Here is a 19475-nt window from a genome sequence, read left to right on the forward strand (position 1 = left end):
GGGAAGCTGACATGCAATTAAATGTAAATGACGCTCAAGCGATCGAAGTTTCCGAACTGACATTTGGCGGCGAATTCAACGAGACGCTGGTTCACCAAGCAGTCGTGGCCTACATGGCTGGCGGCCGTCAAGGTACCAAGCAGCAAAAGACCCGTTCCGACGTTCGTGGTGGCGGTAAGCGCCCATGGCGTCAGAAAGGTACTGGCCGTGCTCGTGCCGGTACTATCCGTAGCCCAATCTGGCGTGGCGGCGGTACCACTTTTGCAGCACGTCCACAGGATCACTCTCAGAAGCTGAACAAGAAGATGTATCGCGCAGCAATGCGTTCCATCCTTGCTGAGCTGGTGCGTACTGATCGTCTGGTCGTGGTTCAGGATTTCGCTGTTGAAACTCCGAAAACCAAAGATCTGCTGGGCAAGCTGAACAACATGAGCCTGACCGACGTTTTGATCGTGTCGGACGCTGTTGATCAGAACCTGTACCTGGCTGCTCGTAACCTGCCGCACGTAGATGTACGTGACGTTCAAGGTTCCGATCCAGTTAGTCTGATCGCATACGACAAGGTGTTGATCACCGTGTCGGCCGTGAAGAAATTCGAGGAGCTGCTGGGATGAACCAGGAACGCGTATTTAAAGTTCTGCTTGGCCCGCACGTTTCCGAGAAGGCTACGGTTCTGGCAGACAAGAAAGGCCAGTTCGTTTTCAAGGTTGCTACTGACGCAACCAAGCTGGAAATCAAGAAGGCCGTCGAAAGCCTGTTCAGCGTGAAAGTAGAGCGCGTCACTACCCTGAATGTTCTGGGTAAGAGCAAGCGCACTGCTCGCGGTCTGGGCAAGCGTAATGACTGGAAGAAGGCAGTTATCTCCCTTCAGCCAGGCCAAGATCTCGATTTCAGCAGCAGTGCTGAGTAAGGAAGGGGTGCATCATGGCAATCGTTAAATGCAAACCGACTTCCCCTGGCCGCCGTTTTGTGGTCAAGGTGGTCAACCAGGAGCTGCATAAAGGCGCTCCTCACGCACCGCTGCTCGAGAAAAAATCGAAGACTGGTGGTCGTAACAACAATGGCCGTATTACCACGCGTCACATCGGTGGTGGTCATAAGCAGCATTATCGTATGGTCGATTTCCGTCGCAACGACAAAGATGGCATCGTCGCCACTGTCGAGCGTATCGAATACGATCCAAACCGTACTGCTCACATCGCACTGCTGTGCTACGCAGACGGCGAGCGCCGCTACATCATCGCCCCTAAAGGCGTGAGTGCTGGCGACCAGCTGATCGCAGGCGCTCTGGCTCCAATCAAGCCAGGCAACGCTCTGCAACTGCGCAACATTCCAGTTGGTTCTACCGTACACGGCATCGAACTGAAGCCAGGTAAAGGCGCACAGATCGCTCGTTCCGCTGGTGCTTCGGCTCAGCTGATCGCTCGTGAAGGCGTTTACGTTACCCTGCGTCTGCGTTCCGGTGAAATGCGTAAAGTCCTGGCTGAATGCCGTGCGACCCTGGGCGAAGTCTCGAACTCCGAGCACAGCCTGCGTTCGCTGGGTAAAGCTGGTGCCAAGCGCTGGCGTGGCGTTCGCCCAACCGTTCGTGGTGTTGCCATGAACCCGGTTGACCACCCACATGGTGGTGGTGAAGGTCGTACCTCTGGTGGTCGTCATCCGGTATCGCCATGGGGCTTCCCGACTAAGGGCGCGAAGACTCGTGGTAATAAGCGTACCGACAAAATGATCGTCCGTCGTCGCAAGTAAATAGAGGGATACGACAGTGCCACGTTCTCTGAAAAAAGGTCCTTTTATTGATCTTCACCTACTGAAGAAGATCGAAGTGGCGGCGGAAAAGAACGATCGCAAACCAATTAAGACTTGGTCGCGTCGTTCGATGATCCTGCCACAAATGGTCGGTCTGACCATCGCAGTACACAACGGTCGTCAGCACGTCCCAGTTCTCGTTAACGAAGACATGGTCGGCCACAAACTGGGCGAGTTCGCCGGTACCCGCAACTATCGCGGGCACGTGGCTGACAAGAAAGCCAAGCGTTAAGGGGTTAGGAAATGGAAGTAGCCGCTAAGTTGTCGGGCGCTCGAATCTCCGCCCAGAAAGCCCGCTTGGTCGCCGACCAGATCCGCGGGAAGAAGGTGGGCGAAGCGCTCAACTTGTTGGCTTTCAGCAGTAAGAAAGCCGCCGAGATCATGAAGAAAGTGCTGGAGTCGGCCGTAGCCAACGCCGAGCATAACGAAGGCGCAGACGTTGATGACCTGAAGGTCAGCACCGTTTTCGTCAACGAAGGGCGTTCGCTGAAGCGCATCATGCCACGTGCCAAAGGCCGTGCTGATCGCATCGTCAAGCGGTCTTGCCATATCACTGTCAAGGTTGCTGACAAGTAACGGAGTCGAAGAGATGGGTCAGAAAGTACATCCCATTGGCATTCGCCTGGGAATCGTCAAGGAGCACACCTCCGTCTGGTACGCAGACGGTCGGACTTATGCGGACTACTTGTTCGCAGATCTGAAAGTGCGTGAGTATCTCCAAGACAAACTAAAAAGCGCGTCCGTAAGCCGTATCGATATCCATCGTCCGGCCCAAACTGCACGTATCACCATCCACACCGCTCGTCCAGGTATCGTTATCGGGAAGAAAGGTGAAGATGTTGAGAAACTGCGTCAGGACCTGACCAAGCAAATGGGTGTGCCTGTGCACATCAATATCGAAGAGATCCGCAAGCCGGAACTCGACGGTATGCTGGTTGCGCAGAGCGTAGCTCAGCAGCTGGAGCGTCGTGTAATGTTCCGTCGCGCTATGAAGCGCGCAGTTCAGAACGCCATGCGCATTGGTGCCAAGGGCATCAAAATCCAAGTGAGCGGTCGTCTCGGCGGTGCTGAAATCGCACGTACTGAATGGTATCGCGAAGGTCGTGTGCCATTGCACACCCTGCGTGCCGACATCGACTATGCCAACTACGAAGCTCACACCACTTACGGTGTGATCGGTGTAAAGGTTTGGATCTTCAAAGGCGAAGTAATTGGTGGTCGCCAAGAAGAGCTGAAACCACAAGCACCAGCGCCTCGTAAAAAAGCTGCTAAGTAAGGGGTACGCCAAATGTTGCAACCTAAGCGTACGAAGTTCCGCAAGCAGATGACAGGCCACAACCGTGGTCTGGCTCAGCGCGGTAGCAAAGTCAGCTTCGGCGAGTTCGCGCTGAAGTCTGTAGCTCGTGGTCGTCTCACCGCTCGTCAGATCGAGTCAGCGCGTCGTGCTCTGACCCGTCACGTTAAACGTGGCGGCAAGATCTGGATCCGTGTATTCCCGGACAAGCCTATTTCCAAAAAGCCCCTCGAAGTTCGTATGGGTAAAGGTAAGGGTAGTGTGGAGTACTGGGTTGCCCAGATTCAGCCAGGCAAAGTCCTGTATGAAATCGAGGGTGTTTCTGAAGAGCTGGCGCGTGAGGCTTTTGCCCTGGCTGCTGCAAAGCTGCCGCTCGCCACCGCCTTTGTTAAACGGACGGTGATGTGATGAAAGCGAATGAACTTCGTGAAAAATCCGCACAGCAGCTGAACGAGCAACTGCTCGGCTTGCTGCGCGACCAGTTCAATCTGCGTATGCAGAAAGCAACTGGCCAGTTGGGGCAGTCTCATCTGCTCTCGCAAGTTAAGCGTGACATCGCTCGCGTGAAGACTGTGCTCAACCAGCAGGCAGGTAAGTGATCATGGCTGAAGCCGAAAAAACTGTCCGTACGCTGACTGGCCGTGTTGTCAGCGACAAGATGGACAAAACCATCACCGTATTGATCGAGCGTCGCGTAAAGCACCCGATCTACGGTAAATACGTTAAGCGTTCGACTAAGCTGCACGCGCACGACGAAACCAATCAGTGCCACATCGGCGACAAAGTCACTATTCGTGAAACTCGTCCTATGGCCAAGACCAAGTCTTGGGCGCTGGTTGATGTTCTCGAACGCGCTGTGGAAGTCTAAGGACTAGGGGTCGGAGAAATTATATGATTCAGACTCAATCCATGCTCGATGTGGCCGATAACAGCGGCGCTCGCCGTGTTATGTGCATCAAGGTGCTGGGTGGCTCCCATCGTCGTTACGCTGGTATCGGTGACATCATCAAAGTTACCGTGAAGGAAGCAATTCCTCGCGGTAAAGTGAAAAAAGGCCAAGTGATGACTGCTGTTGTAGTCCGCACTCGTCACGGCGTACGTCGTGCTGATGGCTCCATTATCCGCTTTGATGGCAACGCTGCTGTTCTTCTGAACAACAAGCAAGAGCCGATCGGCACCCGTATCTTTGGGCCAGTGACCCGTGAACTTCGTACTGAGAAGTTCATGAAGATCGTCTCGCTCGCCCCAGAAGTGCTGTAAGGAGATCCGACATGCAAAAGATTCGTCGTGACGACGAGATCATCGTGATCGCCGGCAAAGACAAAGGTAAGCGCGGTAAGGTGCTTAAGGTTCTTGCTAATAACCGTCTGGTTATTAGCGGTCTGAACCTGGTTAAGCGTCATACCAAGCCTAACCCGATGTCGGGCGTGCAAGGCGGTATCGTCGAAAAAGAAGCTCCACTGGACGCTTCTAACGTCGCCATTTTCAACGGCGAAACCAACAAGGCTGACCGCGTTGGTTTCAAAGTAGAAGACGGCAAGAAAATTCGTGTCTTCAAGTCGACCCAAAAAGCGGTTGATGCTTGAACACTGCTAGGTAGAAGACCATGGCACGACTAAAAGAGATTTACTGGAAGGAAATCGCACCGAAGCTTAAGGAAGAACTTAAGCTTTCGAACGTGATGGAAGTTCCACGCGTTACAAAAATCACCCTGAACATGGGTCTGGGCGAAGCTGTTGGTGACAAAAAAGTCATCGAGCATGCTGTTGCTGACCTGGAAAAGATCACCGGCCAAAAAGTCGTTGTGACCTACGCTCGTAAATCCATCGCTGGCTTTAAAGTCCGTGAAGGATGGCCGATCGGCGTCAAGGTGACTCTGCGCCGTGAGCGTATGTATGAGTTCCTGGATCGTCTGCTGTCGATCTCCCTGCCTCGGGTTCGCGACTTCCGCGGCCTGAATGCCAAGTCCTTCGATGGTCGTGGTAACTACAGCATGGGCGTGAAAGAGCAGATCATCTTCCCGGAAATCGACTACGACAAGATCGATGCTCTCCGCGGTCTGGACATTACCCTGACCACCACTGCCAAGAACGATGATGAAGGCCGCGCTCTGCTGCGTGCTTTCAAATTCCCGTTCCGCAACTGATTGGAGTAGGAAAATGGCCAAGAAGAGCATGAAAAACCGTGAGCTGAAGCGTCAGCTCACTGTTGCCAAGTACGCCACCAAGCGTGCAGCGCTGAAAGCTATCATCGTCGATCTGAACGCAAGTCCAGAAGCGCGTTGGGAAGCTACCGTAGCTCTGCAGAAGCAACCACGTGACGCAAGCGCTTCGCGCATGCGTAACCGTTGCCGCCTGACTGGTCGTCCGCACGGCGTTTACCGCAAGTTCGGCCTTGGCCGTAACAAGCTGCGTGAAGCTGCAATGCGTGGTGACGTACCAGGTCTGGTTAAAGCCAGCTGGTAATTGCTGTCAAAGTCTCGATGTTCGGGTTCGCAAGAACCTGACCATCGGTGGCCTTGAATCTGAATCAAGCCCCTTTTGGGGCTTGATTCATTTCTGGGGTGTGTCTAGAATGACCGGCTCGCCTGAGCCCGTGTTTTTCATGCCCGGAAGTTCTCGGCGACAAGTAGTAGCCGCAAGGCTAATTTTTCTGTATTAGGAGCGTCTAGCCCATGAGTATGCAGGACCCGTTAGCGGACATGCTAACTCGAATCCGTAATGCCCAGATGGCTGAAAAGTCTGTCGTAAGCATGCCGTCTTCCACGCTGAAGGTGGCTGTAGCAAAAGTCCTGAAGGACGAAGGTTACATCGCGGATTTTCAGATCACCACCGACGCTAAGCCGTCGTTGTCCATCGAGCTGAAGTACTTCGAAGGCCGTCCGGTTATCGAAGAAGTGAAGCGCGTTAGTCGTCCAGGCCTGCGTCAGTACAAGTCCGTTGAAGATCTGCCGAAAGTTCGTGGCGGTCTTGGCGTGTCTATCGTCTCCACCAACAAAGGTGTGATGACGGATCGTGCTGCGCGCGCTGCCGGTGTCGGCGGCGAAGTTCTTTGCACTGTGTTCTAAGGGGGGATAAGCATGTCTCGCGTCGCTAAGAACCCCGTTAAGCTGCCAGCCGGTGTCGAAGTAAAATTCGCAGGCCAACAGCTTTCGGTGAAGGGTGCCAAGGGTACTCTTGAACTGAACATCCATTCGTCCGTTGAGATCGTTGAAGAAGCTGGTGAGCTGCGTTTCGCTGCTCGCAATGGCGATCAACAAACTCGCGCAATGGCCGGTACCACGCGTGCGTTGGTAAACAACATGGTCCAAGGCGTAAGCCAAGGCTTCGAGCGCAAGCTCCAGCTGGTCGGTGTTGGTTACAAAGCGCAAGCAAAAGGCACGGTTTTGAACCTGGCCCTTGGCTTCTCGCACCCAGTGGATTACGAACTGCCGGAAGGCATCACCGCTGAGACTCCTAGCCAGACCGATATCCTGATCAAGGGCATCGACAAGCAGCTGGTAGGTCAAGTGGCCGCTGAGATCCGCGACTTCCGTCCACCAGAGCCGTACAAAGGCAAAGGTGTGCGCTACGCGGACGAAGTCGTCCGTCGTAAAGAAGCCAAGAAGAAGTAGGGCATAGCAAATGACCGACAAAAAAGTTACTCGACTGCGTCGCGCTCGCAAAGCACGCCTGAAAATGCACGAACTCGAAGTCGTGCGTCTCTGCGTGTTCCGCTCGTCGCAGCACATCTACGCCCAGGTCATCTCGGCCGACGGCAACAAGGTCCTGGCAAGCGCCTCGACTTTGGATAAAGAACTGCGTGATGGTGCCACTGGCAACATCGACGCGGCCACAAAGGTTGGCCAGCTGGTCGCTACGCGTGCTAAGGCCGCTGGCGTCTCGCAAGTGGCTTTCGACCGCTCTGGCTTCAAGTACCACGGTCGCGTGAAAGCGCTGGCTGATGCTGCTCGTGAAGCTGGGCTGGAGTTCTAAGTTATGTCAAATAACGACCAAAAGCGCGACGAAGGCTACATTGAGAAGCTGGTTCAAGTTAACCGCGTAGCCAAAACCGTTAAAGGCGGCCGTATCTTCACTTTCACCGCGTTGACCGTGGTTGGTGATGGTAAAGGGCGTGTTGGCTTCGGCCGTGGCAAGTCGCGTGAAGTGCCTGCTGCGATCCAGAAGGCAATGGAAGCTGCTCGCCGCAACATGATCCAAGTTGATCTGAACGGCACCACTCTGCAGTACGCAATGAAGTCCGCTCACGGCGCTTCGAAGGTGTACATGCAGCCTGCTTCTGAAGGTACCGGTATCATCGCTGGCGGCGCTATGCGTGCTGTCCTCGAAGTTGCTGGCGTTCAGAACGTTCTGGCCAAGTGCTACGGCTCGACTAACCCGGTAAACGTGGTTCACGCCACTTTCAAAGGTTTGAAAGCAATGCAGTCTCCTGAATCCATTGCCGCCAAGCGTGGCAAAAGCGTCAAGGAGATCTTCTGATCATGGCTACCGTTAAAGTAACGCTGATCAAAAGCATGACCGGCCGCATCCCTAACCACAAATTGTGCGTTAAGGGTCTGGGTCTGCGTCGCATCGGTCACACTGTAGAAGTCCAGGATACTCCCGAGAATCGCGGGATGATCAACAAGGCTTACTACATGCTGCGTGTCGAGGGTTAATCGATGAAACTCAATGATCTGAGTCCAGCGCCGGGTTCCCGTCGCGAAAAGCATCGTCCGGGCCGTGGTATCGGTAGCGGTTTGGGTAAGACTGGTGGCCGTGGTCACAAAGGTCAGACCTCCCGCTCCGGTGGCACCATTGCTCCAGGCTTTGAAGGCGGTCAACAGCCGCTGCATCGTCGCCTGCCGAAGTTCGGTTTCGTTTCCCTGAAAGCCATGGATCGCGCAGAAGTGCGTCTGTCCGAGCTGGCTAAAGTGGAAGGCGACATCGTCACCGTGCAGTCCCTGAAAGATGCCAACGTGATCAACGTCAACGTACAGCGTGTGAAAATCATGCTGTCCGGTGAAGTGACTCGCGCTGTCACTATCGGCAAGGGAATCGGCGCCACCAAAGGTGCGCGTGCGGCTATCGAAGCAGCTGGCGGCAAGTTCGAGGAATAAATGGCTAAGCAAGGTGCTCTCTCTGCGCTCGGCAAAGGCGGTATGTCTGAACTCTGGGCTCGTCTGCGTTTTCTGTTCCTGGCGATTATCGTCTACCGAATAGGCGCACACATCCCGGTTCCAGGTATCAACCCGGACCGACTCGCAGACCTGTTTCGACAGAATGAGGGGACCATTCTTAGCTTGTTCAACATGTTCTCCGGCGGCGCGCTGGAACGGATGAGCATCTTTGCACTGGGGATCATGCCGTACATTTCGGCATCGATCATCATGCAACTGATGACCGCCGTCAGCCCGCAGCTGGAGCAGTTGAAGAAGGAAGGTGAAGCTGGCCGTCGCAAGATCAGCCAGTACACCCGCTACGGCACCGTCGTCCTCGCTCTCGTTCAGGCCATTGGCATGTCCATTGGTCTGGCGGGGCAGGGCGTTGCGTTCACTGGTGACTTTGGCTTCCATTTCGTCGCGGTATCCACGTTTGTGGCTGGTGCGATGTTCATGATGTGGCTGGGTGAGCAGATTACTGAGCGTGGTGTAGGCAACGGTATCTCGATGTTGATTTTTTCGGGTATCGTCGCCGGTCTTCCGAGAGCAATCGGGCAGTCTTTCGAGTCTGCGCGTCAGGGTGATATCAACATCTTCGCCTTGGTTGCCATCGGTTTGCTGGCAGTAGCGATTATCGGTTTTGTGGTGTTCATTGAGCGTGGTCAGCGTCGTATTGCTGTTCACTACGCCAAGCGTCAGCAGGGCCGCAAGGTTTTTGCTGCGCAGACAAGCCACTTGCCGCTTAAGGTGAACATGGCCGGTGTTATTCCGGCTATTTTCGCGAGCAGCATTTTGCTGTTCCCGGCTTCGTTGGGTGCCTGGTTCGGTCAGTCTGAAGGTATGGGCTGGTTGCAGGACATCTCGCAGTCGATCGCTCCTGGTCAGCCGTTGAATATTCTGCTGTTTAGTGCAGGGATTATTTTCTTCTGCTTCTTCTATACGGCGTTGATGTTCAATCCGAAAGACGTAGCGGAAAACCTGAAGAAGTCCGGTGCCTTTATTCCGGGCATCCGTCCAGGTGAGCAGTCTGCGCGCTATATTGATGGCGTTCTGACCCGCTTGACCATGTTCGGTGCTCTTTACATGACGGCCGTGTGCCTGTTGCCCCAGTTCCTGGTGGTTGCAGCAAACGTTCCGTTCTACCTTGGCGGGACCTCGTTGCTGATCGTGGTCGTGGTTGTGATGGACTTCATGTCCCAAGTACAATCGCACCTCGTTTCGCACCAGTACGAATCCCTGATGAAGAAAGCCAACCTGAAGGGTTACGGCAGCGGCATGTTGCGCTGAGTACCCATAAGGTTCGAGGAGTTGGTGATGAAAGTTCGTGCATCGGTGAAAAAGCTGTGCCGTAACTGCAAGATTATTCGCCGCGAAGGTGTTGTTCGAGTAATTTGCAGCGCGGAACCGCGTCACAAACAGCGCCAAGGCTGAGTGTGATTGTGCTTCAAGCCCGGTAGCTAGTGCGCTACCGGGTTGATTATTTGTTATTACAGCGATATTATCTCGCGCCCTATTTCTTGGCTTCCGGGGCGTAGGTAGCTGTCAATTGGAGTCCCACTGAATGGCCCGTATTGCAGGCGTTAACATTCCAGATAACAAGCATACTGTTATCTCGCTGACCTACATCTATGGTGTTGGTCGCACTACTGCGCAGAAGATCTGTGCAGTGACTGGGGTAAACCCAGCAGCAAAGATCAAAGATCTGAGCGACGAGCAAATTGAACAGCTGCGTGGCGAAGTGGCGAAGTTCACCACTGAAGGTGATCTGCGTCGCGAAATCAACATGAAAATCAAGCGCTTGATGGACCTCGGTTGCTATCGCGGTCTGCGTCATCGTCGCGGTCTTCCAGTACGCGGTCAGCGTACCAAGACCAACGCGCGTACCCGTAAAGGTCCGCGTAAGCCGATCCGCAAGTAATCGCCCCAGCGAATCGACAGGAATTTAATCATGGCAAAACCTGCTGCTCGTCCTCGTAAAAAAGTTAAAAAGACAGTGGTTGATGGCATCGCCCACATCCATGCATCTTTTAACAACACCATCGTGACCATTACCGACCGTCAAGGTAACGCTCTTTCTTGGGCTACCTCCGGTGGTTCGGGTTTCCGCGGTTCCCGCAAGTCCACCCCGTTTGCTGCTCAAGTAGCTGCTGAACGTGCTGGTCAAGCTGCGCTGGAATACGGCCTGAAAAACCTCGACGTTAACGTCAAGGGTCCAGGTCCAGGTCGTGAATCCGCAGTCCGCGCTTTGAACGGCTGTGGCTACAAGATCGCCAGCATCACCGACGTGACGCCAATCCCGCACAACGGGTGCCGTCCGCCGAAGAAGCGCCGCGTGTAATCCAGGAGATTGTAAAGAATGGCTCGTTACATTGGTCCAAAATGCAAACTCGCTCGTCGCGAAGGCACCGATCTCTTCCTGAAGAGCGGCGTGCGCGCGATCGAATCGAAGTGCAACATTGAAGCAGCACCTGGTATCCACGGCCAACGCCGCGGTCGCCAGTCCGATTACGGCACCCAACTGCGTGAAAAGCAGAAGGTCCGTCGTATCTACGGCGTTCTCGAGCGTCAGTTCAGCGGCTACTACAAAGAAGCTGCTGGCAAGAAAGGTGCAACCGGTGAAAACCTGCTGCAACTGCTCGAATGCCGTCTGGACAACGTTGTATACCGTATGGGCTTTGGTTCGACTCGTGCCGAATCCCGTCAGCTGGTATCGCACAAGTCGATCAGCGTTAACGGTCAGACCGTAAACGTTCCGTCGTATCAGGTTCGTGCTGGTGACGTGGTTGCAGTTCGCGAGAAAGCAAAAAACCAACTTCGCATTGTCCAAGCTCTCGATCTGTGTGCCCAACGTGGCCGCGTAGAATGGGTAGAAGTAGACACTGAGAAGAAGTCGGGCGTTTTCAAGAACGTTCCTGCTCGCAGTGATCTGTCCGCCGACATCAACGAAAGCCTGATTGTCGAGCTCTACTCCAAGTAAGGGCTAGAAAATAGGTGCATCCATGCAGATTTCGGTAAATGAGTTCCTGACACCCCGCCACATTGATGTGCAGGTTGTCAGTCCAACCCGCGCCAAGATCACTCTCGAGCCTCTCGAGCGTGGTTTTGGCCACACCCTGGGCAACGCGCTGCGACGCATCCTGTTGTCCTCAATGCCCGGCTGCGCAGTAGTCGAGGCCGAGATTGACGGTGTGCTCCACGAGTACAGCGCCATCGAAGGTGTACAGGAAGACGTAATTGAAATCCTGTTGAACCTTAAAGGTCTGGCCATCAAGCTGCACGGTCGTGACGAAGTTACGCTGACCTTGTCGAAGAAGGGTTCGGGGGTGGTTACCGCTGCCGATATTCAGCTGGATCATGATGTCGAGATCGTTAATCCCGATCACGTAATCGCTAACCTGGCGTCTAACGGCGCCCTGAACATGAAGCTCACCGTAGCTCGTGGTCGTGGTTATGAACCAGCCGACTCGCGTCAGAGCGATGAAGACGAAAGCCGCAGCATCGGTCGCTTGCAGCTTGACTCTTCGTTCAGCCCGGTTCGCCGTATCGCATACGTGGTGGAAAACGCCCGTGTCGAACAGCGTACCAACCTGGACAAGCTGGTTATTGATCTGGAAACCAACGGTACTCTGGATCCTGAAGAGGCTATCCGCCGCGCTGCAACCATCCTGCAACAGCAGTTGGCTGCGTTCGTCGACCTCAAGGGTGACAGTGAGCCAGTGGTTGTCGAGCAGGAAGACGAGATCGATCCGATCCTGCTTCGCCCGGTTGACGATCTGGAACTGACTGTACGTTCGGCTAACTGCCTTAAGGCGGAAAACATCTACTACATCGGCGACCTGATTCAGCGTACCGAAGTAGAGCTGTTGAAGACTCCGAACCTGGGCAAGAAATCCTTGACTGAAATCAAGGACGTTCTGGCCTCCCGCGGTCTGTCCCTCGGCATGCGCCTCGACAACTGGCCGCCTGCAAGTCTTAAGAAGGACGACAAGGCGACTGCCTGATCGTCGTAATCACCGAACGTAGTGTTTGGTAAGGAATGAACCATGCGTCATCGTAAAAGTGGTCGTCACCTGAGCCGCACCAGCTCGCACCGCAAGGCCATGTTCCAAAACATGGCGGTGTCGCTGTTCGAGCACGAGCTGATCAAAACTACACTGCCAAAAGCCAAAGAACTGCGTCGCGTTGCTGAGCCGCTGATCACTCTGGCCAAGACAGACAGCCTGGCTAACCGCCGTCTGGCTTTCGACCGTACTCGTTCGAAAGCTATCGTTGGTAAGCTCTTCAACGACCTGGGCAAGCGTTACGCTACCCGTGAGGGTGGCTACCTGCGCATCCTCAAGTGCGGTTTCCGCGCTGGCGACAACGCGCCTATGGCGTACGTCGAGTTGGTTGATCGTGCTACTGCTGGCGAAGCTGTATCCGCCGAGTAAGACGTCAGTCTGAAACGAAGAACCGGGCCTAGTGCCCGGTTTTTTGTGCCTGCAAGAAAATGCGCTGTTCGTACAAGTTTCTGACACCTTTCTGTTGGCACTATGTGCTGGGAAACATAATTAGTAATTATCTATCGATGTCTGCAAGTTAATGAATTTGTAGGTGTCACATGGATGATCGATACTTCCCAGCAAGCCGATTAGCCGGCAGTTTCAAGACTGACAGAGGAAGAAGACCGTATGAGCCAGATCAAAACGCTTACGACCGCCAGTGGCGCACCTGTCGCTGATAACCAGAATTCTCGCTCCGCCGGCCCGCGTGGCCCGCTGCTGCTCGACGATTTTCACCTTATCGAGAAGCTCGCCCACTTCAATCGTGAAAACATCCCTGAGCGTCGTGTACACGCCAAAGGCTCAGGTGCTTACGGCACGTTTACCGTGACTCGTGACATAACCGAGTACACCAGTGCCAAGCTGTTTGAATCTGTCGGCAAGCAAACCCCGACGTTCCTGCGTTTCTCCACCGTAGGGGGTGAGCGTGGTTCTGCCGACACTGAGCGTGATCCGCGCGGCTTCGCTCTTAAGTTTTATACCGAAGAAGGTAACTGGGACATCGTTGGTAACAACACGCCGGTGTTCTTCATCCGTGATCCACTGAAATTCCCTGATTTCATTCACACCCAAAAACGCCTTCCGCAGAGCAACCTGAAAAGCGCGCAGATGATGTGGGACTTCTGGTCGCATTCACCTGAAGCGCTGCACCAGGTCACCATTCTGTTCTCCGACCGGGGCATCCCGGACGGCTACCGTCACATGCACGGCTTCGGCAGCCACACCTACAGCCTGATCAGCGCGCAAGGCGAGCGTCACTGGGTGAAGTGGCACTACAAGACCAAACAGGGCATCAAGAACCTCGCACCAGCGGATGCTGCTCGTATTGCCGGTACCGATCCGGATTACGCCCAGCGCGATCTGTTCGAGGCGATTGAACGCGGTGACTTCCCGAAATGGCGCGTATGCATTCAGATCATGACTGAAGCCCAGGCGGCAGCGTATTACGAGAACCCGTTCGACGTGACCAAAACCTGGTCGCAGAAGGAGTTCCCGTTGATCGAAGTCGGCGAACTGGAACTGAACCGCAACCCGCAGAACTACTTCGCGGAAGTCGAGCAAGCCGCGTTCGGCCCGAGCAACATGGTGCCAGGCGTTGGTCTATCGCCAGACCGCATGCTGCAAGGTCGCGTATTCGCTTATGCCGACGCACACCGCTACCGTGTGGGCACCAATCACCAGCAACTGCCAGTGAATGCGCCGCGCAGTCCAGTCAACACTTACCAGCGCGACGGCTCGATGGCGTTTGGCAGCAATGGTGGTGCTGCGCCTAACTACGAGCCAAACAGCTACATCGAATCGCCGAAACAAGCTCCGCACTACGCTGAGCCTGCTCTGGCCCTGAGCGGCGCGGCCGATCGCTACGATCACCGTGAAGACACCGATTACTACAGCCACGCCGGTGCACTCTTCCGCTTGATGAGCGACGAGCAGAAAGCGTTGCTGGTCAGCAACATTGCCGGTGCGATGGGTGGCGTTTCAAGTGATGTGGTTGACCGCCAGTTGCAGCATTTCTACAACGCCGACCCGGCGTATGGAGAAGCAATCGCAAAGCTGCTCAACGTACAGCTTAACGAAGTCTAAACGAGAAGCAGAACCGCCCTCATTTGGGCGGTTTTTGCGTTATTTAGGCTGCTTTTCTCAGAATATCTTCGCTTTTATTGCGTGAAACGGGTGACCTTCCAGTCAGGTTGGTTCAAACTACAGACTTTCAAGTAGGGAGATGTAGGGCGATGCAAGGCCACCCAGACGTAATCGATTACCTCAACACGTTGCTGACCGGCGAACTGGCCGCGCGTGATCAATATTTCGTTCATTCGCGGATGTATGAGGACTGGGGGTTCACCAAGCTCTACGAGCGAATCAACCACGAGATGGAAGAAGAAGCGGGTCACGCTGATGCTTTGATGCGCCGGATTCTGATGCTCGAAGGCACGCCGCGCATGCGTCCGGATGATCTGGATGTCGGCACCACTGTGCCGGAGATGCTTGAAGCGGATCTGCGCCTCGAATACAAAGTTCGCGCTGCCCTGTGCAAAGGCATTGAGCTGTGCGAACAGCACAAGGACTACGTCAGCCGTGAGATCCTGCGGGTTCAGCTCAACGACACCGAAGAAGATCACACCTACTGGCTGGAAAAGCAGTTGGGCCTGATCAAGCTGATCGGTCTCGAAAACTACCTGCAATCCCACGCTTCCTGATTGCAATGGATACAAAAAAGCCCCTGTCACTGTTGAAGTGACAGGGGCTTTTTCGTGTCAGGCGTTTAAGCTCGATCGCGAATCAGCAATGGCTTGAGGTAATGACCAGTGTGAGATTGCTTCATCTCGGCCACTTGCTCCGGCGTGCCGGTGGCAATGATCTGGCCACCTTTTGAACCACCTTCCGGCCCTAGATCCACCAGCCAGTCGGCAGTCTTGATCACATCGAGGTTGTGCTCGATCACCACCACAGTGTTGCCGTGGTCGCGCAGGCGATGCAGTACGTCGAGCAATTGCTGAATATCCGCGAAGTGCAAACCGGTGGTTGGCTCATCGAGGATGTACAGGGTCTTGCCGGTATCGCGCTTGGACAGCTCGCGAGACAACTTGACCCGCTGCGCCTCACCTCCGGACAACGTAGTCGCCGATTGCCCGAGCTTGATGTAAGACAGGCCAACATCCATCAGCGTCTGCAGCTTGCGCGCCAGTGCTGGCACCGCGTCGAAGAACACCCGGGCTTCCTCGATGGTCATCTCGAGGGTTTCGTGGATGCTCTTGCCCTTGTATTTGATCTCGAGGGTTTCGCGGTTGTAGCGCTTGCTCTTGCACACATCGCACGGCACGTAGATGTCCGGCAGGAAGTGCATTTCCACCTTGATCAGGCCATCGCCCTGGCAGGCTTCGCAGCGACCACCCTTGACGTTGAACGAGAAACGCCCCGGGCCATAACCACGGGAGCGAGATTCGGGCACACCGGCGAACAGTTCACGGATCGGTGTAAACAGCCCGGTGTACGTCGCCGGGTTGGAGCGGGGGGTACGGCCGATCGGGCTCTGGTCGATATCGACGACTTTGTCGAGATGCTCCAGACCTTTGATGCTGTCGTGCGCCGCCGCTTCCAGAGTGGTCGCGCCGTTGAGAGCCGTGGCGCTCAGCGGGAACAGCGTGTTGTTGATCAGTGTCGACTTGCCCGAGCCGGACACACCGGTGACGCAAGTCAGCAGGCCGATCGGAATTTCCAGGTCGACATTGCGCAGGTTGTTACCGCGTGCGCCCTTGAGCGACAGGGTCAGCTTCTTGTTGCGTGGCGTACGTTTGGCCGGCACTTCAATCTTCACTCGGCCCGACAGGTATTTACCAGTCAGGGAATCCGGGTGCGCCATGACTTCGGCCGGAGTACCTTCGGCAACGATCTGCCCACCGTGGACGCCGGCACCCGGGCCGATATCGACGACATAGTCGGCGAGGCGAATCGCGTCCTCGTCGTGCTCGACCACGATCACGGTATTACCGATGTCACGCAGGTGCTTGAGCGTGCCAAGCAAGCGGTCGTTGTCACGTTGGTGCAAGCCAATGGACGGTTCATCGAGGATGTACAAAACACCGACGAGGCCCGCACCAATCTGGCTGGCCAGACGAATACGTTGTGCTTCACCACCGGACAGCGTGTCAGCGCTGCGATCGAGCGACAGATAATCGAGACCGACGTTGACGAGGAACTGCAGACGCTCACGGATTTCCTTGAGAATCTTGTCAGCGATCTCGCCGCGACGGCCAGTCATCTTCAGTGCGCCGAAGTACTCGCAAGCATCGCCAATTGGCAGATTGGTGACGGCCGGCAGGGTCTTCTCGCCCACCCACACATGCCGAGCTTCACGACGCAAACGGGTACCACGGCAATCCGGGCACGATTGAGTGCTGAGGAACTTTGCCAGTTCTTCGCGCACGCTCGCCGACTCGGTCTCGCGGTAGCGACGCTCCAGGTTCGGCACGATGCCTTCGAACGGGTGCGAGCGTTTGACGATGTCGCCACGGTCGTTGAGGTATTTGAAGTCGACGTTCTGCGAGCCGCTGCCATGCAGGATGAATTTCTGCTGATCGGCGGGCAGTTCGTTGAACGGCACCTCGAGGCTGAACCCATAGTGCGAGGCCAGTGAGCCCAACATCTGGAAGTAATAGACGTTACGCCTGTCCCAGCCGCGTATCGCGCCTTCGGCCAGCGTCAGGTCACCGTTGACCAGTCGTTTGATGTCGAAGAACTGCTTCACCCCCAGACCATCGCAAGTCGGGCAGGCGCCGGCCGGGTTGTTGAAGGAAAACAGTTTCGGCTCAAGTTCGCTGATGGCGTGGCCGCAGATCGGGCAGGCGAAGCGCGCGGAGAAGATCATCTCTTCACCGGGCTCGTCGTCCATCGGCGCAACCAGTGCAATGCCGTCCGCCAGTTTCAGCGCGGTTTCGAAGGATTCGGCCAGACGCTGCTGAAGATCGGCGCGAACCTTGAAGCGGTCGACGATCACATCGATCGAGTGCTTCTTCTGTTTATCCAGTTTTGGCAGCTCGTCGAGTTCGCAGATGCGGCCGTTGACCCGTGCACGAACGAAACCTTGCGCGCGTAGCTCTTCGAAGACCGAAAGGTGTTCGCCTTTACGCTCGCGAATCACTGGCGCCAGCAACATCAGTTTGCTGCCTTCCGGCTGGGCCAGCACCAGATCGACCATCTGGCTGACGGTCTGCGCCTCCAGTGGAATGTCGTGATCCGGGCATCGCGGCGTACCGACGCGTGCATAAAGCAAGCGCAGATAATCGTAGATTTCGGTAATGGTGCCGACCGTGGAACGCGGGTTGTGCGAGGTCGACTTCTGTTCGATGGAGATCGCCGGCGACAGGCCTTCGATGGTGTCGACGTCGGGTTTTTCCATCATCGACAGGAACTGGCGGGCGTAGGCCGACAGCGATTCGACATAGCGGCGCTGACCTTCGGCGTACAACGTATCGAAGGCCAGGGACGACTTGCCGGATCCGGACAGGCCGGTGATGACGATCAGTTTGTCCCGTGGCAGGGTCAGGTCGATGTTCTTCAGGTTGTGGGTACGGGCCCCACGTATCAGGATCTTGTCCAAAGTGGCCTCGCTCGGCGGGCGTCGAAAACGTAGGAGTATACGGGCAAATACTGGATGGATGCACACTATCAAACGAAGGGTTTTTTGCCCCGAATGAAGAGAGTTTCATCTATACGCGTCAAAGCGTCGCGATATACCCCGTCTTCCGATGGGACTGGTAGAATCGCCGCCGGTTCACACGAGGTTTTTCCATGCACGATCCCCACAGCGAACGCATGAGTGGCAGCGAGACCCGCGCGGCGAGCGGTCTGGCCCTGGTGTTCGCCTTCCGTATGCTTGGCATGTTCATGGTGTTGCCGGTACTGGCGACCTACGGCATGGATCTGGCAGGCGCGACCCCGGCCCTGATCGGCTTGGCTATCGGCGCTTACGGCCTGACCCAGGCGATTTTCCAGATTCCGTTCGGGATCATTTCCGACCGCATTGGCCGTCGTCCGGTGATTTACCTCGGGCTGATCGTCTTTGCCCTCGGCAGTGTGCTGGCATCTCAGGCCGACTCGATCTGGGGCGTTATCGCCGGGAGGATCCTGCAAGGTGCCGGGGCCATTTCCGCTGCGGTCATGGCGCTGCTTTCCGACCTGACCCGCGAGCAGCATCGCACCAAAGCAATGGCAATGATCGGTATGACGATTGGTCTGTCGTTCGCCGTGGCCATGGTGGTCGGGCCGTTGTTGACCCGTGCTTTCGGGCTCTCTGGATTGTTCCTCGCCACCGGCGGTATGGCGCTGGTGGGCATCGTCATCGTGATGTTCATGGTGCCGAAATCCACCGGGCCGTTGACTCATCGCGAGTCTGGCGTGGCGCGTCAGGCTTTGATGCCGACGCTCAAGCATCCTGACCTGTTGCGCCTCGATCTGGGCATCTTTGTGTTACATGCCATGTTGATGTCGAGCTTCGTTGCGTTGCCCCTGGCGCTGGTGGAAAAAGCCGGTTTGCCCAAGGAACAGCACTGGTGGGTTTACCTCACCGCACTGCTGATTTCGTTCTTCGCCATGATCCCGTTCATCATTTATGGCGAGAAGAAACGCAAAATGAAACGAGTTTTGCTCGGCGCCGTCATGACGCTGATGCTGACTGAGCTATTCTTCTGGCAGTTCGGCGACAGCCTGCGGGCTCTGGTGATCGGCACGGTGGTGTTCTTCACCGCGTTCAATCTGCTGGAGGCTTCATTGCCGTCGTTGATCAGCAAGGTTTCACCGGCGGGCGGGAAGGGCACGGCCATGGGCGTGTATTCCACCAGCCAGTTCCTCGGTTCGGCACTCGGCGGGATCCTCGGCGGCTGGTTGTTTCAGCATGGCGGTCTGTCGGTTGTGTTCCTTGGATGTGCCGGGCTGGCTGCACTTTGGTTGGCCTTTGCTGTTACCATGCGTGAACCTCCCTACGTGACGAGCCTGCGCTTGCCGTTGTCGCCCGAGGCGATCCGCGAAGCGGGTCTGGTCGAGCGCCTCAAGGCCCTCGTAGGGGTAACCGATGCAGTGATAGTTGCTGACGAAGCGGCTGTTTACATCAAACTGGACAAAGAATTAGTGGATCGCGACACCCTCGAACGCCTGGTGAACAACCCGGCCGGGGCTGCTTGCGAAGCCTAGG

At 55.7% G+C, this 19475-nt stretch carries 30 protein-coding genes; 29 read left to right on the forward strand and 1 reads right to left on the reverse strand.

Features of this window, described 5'->3' with window-relative positions; translation table 11 throughout:
- Nucleotides 1-11: 11 nt before the first annotated feature.
- The 28 genes from rplD to bfr all read left to right on the forward strand — a co-directional run bounded on the left by rplD (nt 12) and on the right by bfr (nt 14985).
- Complete coding sequence (rplD, locus tag GTU76_RS26625; RefSeq protein WP_007918468.1) at nt 12-614, forward strand: 50S ribosomal protein L4; 603 nt, start codon at nt 12-14, stop codon at nt 612-614.
- Nucleotides 611-910, forward strand: coding sequence for a 50S ribosomal protein L23 (gene rplW / locus GTU76_RS26630; protein ID WP_002555488.1), 300 nt, complete (start codon nt 611-613; stop codon nt 908-910). The genes rplD and rplW overlap by 4 nt, the downstream gene beginning before the upstream one ends.
- Nucleotides 911-924: 14 nt before the next feature.
- The gene (gene rplB / locus GTU76_RS26635; RefSeq protein ID WP_003228734.1) at nt 925-1749 is read left to right on the forward strand and encodes a 50S ribosomal protein L2; all 825 of its coding nucleotides are present in this window, start codon (nt 925-927) and stop codon (nt 1747-1749) included.
- Nucleotides 1750-1765: 16 nt separating this feature from the next.
- Nucleotides 1766-2041, forward strand: coding sequence for a 30S ribosomal protein S19 (gene rpsS, locus GTU76_RS26640; protein WP_011336172.1), 276 nt, complete (start codon nt 1766-1768; stop codon nt 2039-2041).
- 11 nt (nt 2042-2052) lie between these two features.
- On the forward strand, nt 2053-2385 hold the full coding sequence (gene rplV / locus GTU76_RS26645; RefSeq protein WP_003103908.1) for a 50S ribosomal protein L22: 333 nt from the start codon (nt 2053-2055) through the stop codon (nt 2383-2385).
- 13 nt (nt 2386-2398) lie between these two features.
- Nucleotides 2399-3085 (forward strand): 30S ribosomal protein S3, encoded by a 687-nt coding sequence (gene rpsC, locus GTU76_RS26650; protein WP_003176422.1) that lies wholly within the window; start codon nt 2399-2401, stop codon nt 3083-3085.
- 12 nt (nt 3086-3097) lie between these two features.
- A complete protein-coding gene (rplP, locus tag GTU76_RS26655; RefSeq protein ID WP_007896757.1) occupies nt 3098-3511 on the forward strand; it encodes a 50S ribosomal protein L16 in 414 nt (137 codons plus the stop codon).
- Nucleotides 3511-3702, forward strand: a complete 192-nt coding sequence (gene rpmC / locus GTU76_RS26660) for a 50S ribosomal protein L29 (RefSeq protein ID WP_002555481.1) — start codon at nt 3511-3513, stop codon at nt 3700-3702. Before rplP ends, rpmC begins: the two co-directional genes overlap by 1 nt.
- Nucleotides 3703-3704: 2 nt before the next feature.
- On the forward strand, nt 3705-3971 hold the full coding sequence (gene rpsQ, locus GTU76_RS26665) for a 30S ribosomal protein S17 (protein WP_003194644.1): 267 nt from the start codon (nt 3705-3707) through the stop codon (nt 3969-3971).
- A gap of 23 nt (nt 3972-3994) precedes the next feature.
- Complete coding sequence (gene rplN / locus GTU76_RS26670) at nt 3995-4363, forward strand: 50S ribosomal protein L14 (protein WP_002555479.1); 369 nt, start codon at nt 3995-3997, stop codon at nt 4361-4363.
- An 11-nt stretch (nt 4364-4374) separates the two neighbouring features.
- Nucleotides 4375-4689, forward strand: a complete 315-nt coding sequence (gene rplX / locus GTU76_RS26675; protein WP_008081905.1) for a 50S ribosomal protein L24 — start codon at nt 4375-4377, stop codon at nt 4687-4689.
- Nucleotides 4690-4709: 20 nt separating this feature from the next.
- Nucleotides 4710-5249, forward strand: coding sequence for a 50S ribosomal protein L5 (gene rplE / locus GTU76_RS26680; protein WP_003176415.1), 540 nt, complete (start codon nt 4710-4712; stop codon nt 5247-5249).
- A 13-nt stretch (nt 5250-5262) separates the two neighbouring features.
- A complete protein-coding gene (rpsN, locus tag GTU76_RS26685) occupies nt 5263-5568 on the forward strand; it encodes a 30S ribosomal protein S14 (protein ID WP_003228726.1) in 306 nt (101 codons plus the stop codon).
- A 209-nt stretch (nt 5569-5777) separates the two neighbouring features.
- Complete coding sequence (gene rpsH / locus GTU76_RS26690; protein ID WP_007918458.1) at nt 5778-6170, forward strand: 30S ribosomal protein S8; 393 nt, start codon at nt 5778-5780, stop codon at nt 6168-6170.
- 12 nt (nt 6171-6182) lie between these two features.
- The gene (rplF, locus tag GTU76_RS26695; RefSeq protein ID WP_003176412.1) at nt 6183-6716 is read left to right on the forward strand and encodes a 50S ribosomal protein L6; all 534 of its coding nucleotides are present in this window, start codon (nt 6183-6185) and stop codon (nt 6714-6716) included.
- A gap of 10 nt (nt 6717-6726) precedes the next feature.
- A complete protein-coding gene (gene rplR / locus GTU76_RS26700) occupies nt 6727-7077 on the forward strand; it encodes a 50S ribosomal protein L18 (RefSeq protein ID WP_003186037.1) in 351 nt (116 codons plus the stop codon).
- 3 nt (nt 7078-7080) lie between these two features.
- Nucleotides 7081-7581 carry a 30S ribosomal protein S5 gene (rpsE, locus tag GTU76_RS26705; RefSeq protein WP_003186035.1) on the forward strand — a complete coding sequence of 167 codons (501 nt, stop codon included), beginning with the start codon at nt 7081-7083 and terminating at the stop codon, nt 7579-7581.
- 2 nt (nt 7582-7583) lie between these two features.
- Entirely contained in the window at nt 7584-7760 is a 177-nt protein-coding gene (rpmD, locus tag GTU76_RS26710) for a 50S ribosomal protein L30 (RefSeq protein WP_003176408.1), read from the forward strand.
- 3 nt (nt 7761-7763) lie between these two features.
- Entirely contained in the window at nt 7764-8201 is a 438-nt protein-coding gene (gene rplO, locus GTU76_RS26715; protein WP_003228720.1) for a 50S ribosomal protein L15, read from the forward strand.
- Nucleotides 8202-9530, forward strand: coding sequence for a preprotein translocase subunit SecY (secY, locus tag GTU76_RS26720; protein WP_003228718.1), 1329 nt, complete (start codon nt 8202-8204; stop codon nt 9528-9530). It abuts the gene before it with no gap.
- Nucleotides 9531-9557: 27 nt separating this feature from the next.
- Nucleotides 9558-9674 (forward strand): 50S ribosomal protein L36, encoded by a 117-nt coding sequence (gene rpmJ / locus GTU76_RS26725; protein ID WP_002555468.1) that lies wholly within the window; start codon nt 9558-9560, stop codon nt 9672-9674.
- Nucleotides 9675-9804: 130 nt separating this feature from the next.
- Entirely contained in the window at nt 9805-10161 is a 357-nt protein-coding gene (gene rpsM / locus GTU76_RS26730) for a 30S ribosomal protein S13 (RefSeq protein ID WP_003186020.1), read from the forward strand.
- Nucleotides 10162-10191: 30 nt separating this feature from the next.
- On the forward strand, nt 10192-10581 hold the full coding sequence (gene rpsK / locus GTU76_RS26735) for a 30S ribosomal protein S11 (RefSeq protein ID WP_002555466.1): 390 nt from the start codon (nt 10192-10194) through the stop codon (nt 10579-10581).
- An 18-nt stretch (nt 10582-10599) separates the two neighbouring features.
- Entirely contained in the window at nt 10600-11220 is a 621-nt protein-coding gene (rpsD, locus tag GTU76_RS26740) for a 30S ribosomal protein S4 (RefSeq protein ID WP_003176404.1), read from the forward strand.
- A gap of 22 nt (nt 11221-11242) precedes the next feature.
- Complete coding sequence (locus GTU76_RS26745) at nt 11243-12244, forward strand: DNA-directed RNA polymerase subunit alpha (RefSeq protein ID WP_003186012.1); 1002 nt, start codon at nt 11243-11245, stop codon at nt 12242-12244.
- A gap of 42 nt (nt 12245-12286) precedes the next feature.
- Nucleotides 12287-12673, forward strand: coding sequence for a 50S ribosomal protein L17 (gene rplQ / locus GTU76_RS26750; protein ID WP_003176402.1), 387 nt, complete (start codon nt 12287-12289; stop codon nt 12671-12673).
- 240 nt (nt 12674-12913) lie between these two features.
- On the forward strand, nt 12914-14368 hold the full coding sequence (locus tag GTU76_RS26755) for a catalase (RefSeq protein WP_016983566.1): 1455 nt from the start codon (nt 12914-12916) through the stop codon (nt 14366-14368).
- A gap of 149 nt (nt 14369-14517) precedes the next feature.
- Nucleotides 14518-14985 (forward strand): bacterioferritin, encoded by a 468-nt coding sequence (gene bfr / locus GTU76_RS26760; RefSeq protein WP_016983567.1) that lies wholly within the window; start codon nt 14518-14520, stop codon nt 14983-14985.
- 65 nt (nt 14986-15050) lie between these two features.
- Here bfr and uvrA read toward each other — a convergent pair whose 3' ends face one another.
- Nucleotides 15051-17885 carry an excinuclease ABC subunit UvrA gene (gene uvrA / locus GTU76_RS26765; RefSeq protein ID WP_016983568.1) on the reverse strand — a complete coding sequence of 945 codons (2835 nt, stop codon included), beginning with the start codon at nt 17883-17885 and terminating at the stop codon, nt 15051-15053.
- 191 nt (nt 17886-18076) lie between these two features.
- Between uvrA and GTU76_RS26770 the strand changes: the two genes are divergently transcribed.
- Entirely contained in the window at nt 18077-19474 is a 1398-nt protein-coding gene (locus tag GTU76_RS26770; protein WP_016983569.1) for an MFS transporter, read from the forward strand.
- Nucleotide 19475: the final 1 nt, after the last annotated feature.

The sequence above is a fragment of the Pseudomonas crudilactis genome (genome assembly GCF_013433315.1).
In the GTDB taxonomy this organism is placed as follows: domain Bacteria; phylum Pseudomonadota; class Gammaproteobacteria; order Pseudomonadales; family Pseudomonadaceae; genus Aquipseudomonas; species Aquipseudomonas crudilactis.